Here is a 647-nt window from a genome sequence, read left to right as displayed (position 1 = left end):
TCATCATTGGCATAGATCCAGACTTGGAGAAATCAGGAGTGGCTGTCTTAGGACAGTCATTCGAGCTGAAAAATTTAACATTCGCTGAAACTGTGGATTTATTCCGCAGTCAGCAAGACAACATTAAAAAAGTAGTCATTGAAGCAGGTTGGTTGAATAAGAAATCAAACCTACATAGTCGCTATGGTCAATCTAAGCGTGCAGGTGAGCGAATTGCTAAGAACGTAGGTGAGAACCATGCGACAGGTAAATTACTCGTAGAAATGGCTGAATCGTTGGGTTTGGCGGTGGTGTTGGTTAAGCCCACCAAGTCTAAAAAGAATTCAGAAGAATTTAATCGCATCACAGGTTGGCAAGGTCGAACTAATCAAGAGCAACGTGACGCGGGTATGTTGATTTGGGGGATGGTGTGAATAACTTTGATTGGGCACTTTATTCAAATGGTAAATATTGGCTGTACGAGCATTGGAACGAGCAGCGTACAAATATTTACGGGAAAGCTAAGTACAACTCCTTTGATGAATTAAAAGTCAGTTTTAAAAATATCTTGAGTGAAGAACAGCTTGCTCAGATTGAATTAAATAAACGCATGATTATTGAGCAGAAAGACGGCACAGCATTGTTTTTCAAGTATGTGGATTTGTAAA

The 647-nt window shown here is 39.9% G+C and carries 2 protein-coding genes; both read left to right on the top strand.

The genetic code is table 11. The features are described 5' to 3' along the window. The first annotated feature begins 2 nt into the window (after positions 1 to 2). Positions 3 to 413, top strand: a complete 411-nt coding sequence (locus C9E89_RS23050) for a RuvC family protein (protein WP_228199117.1) — start codon at positions 3 to 5, stop codon at positions 411 to 413. Next, positions 410 to 646 (top strand): hypothetical protein, encoded by a 237-nt coding sequence (locus C9E89_RS23045; protein ID WP_107010350.1) that lies wholly within the window; start codon positions 410 to 412, stop codon positions 644 to 646. Before C9E89_RS23050 ends, C9E89_RS23045 begins: the two co-directional genes overlap by 4 nt. Position 647: the final 1 nt, after the last annotated feature.

Origin of the sequence: Acinetobacter sichuanensis (assembly GCF_003024515.2) — a bacterium.
GTDB classification, from domain to species: Bacteria; Pseudomonadota; Gammaproteobacteria; order Pseudomonadales; family Moraxellaceae; genus Acinetobacter; species Acinetobacter sichuanensis.
This window is presented reverse-complemented; position numbering and strand designations above follow the sequence as displayed.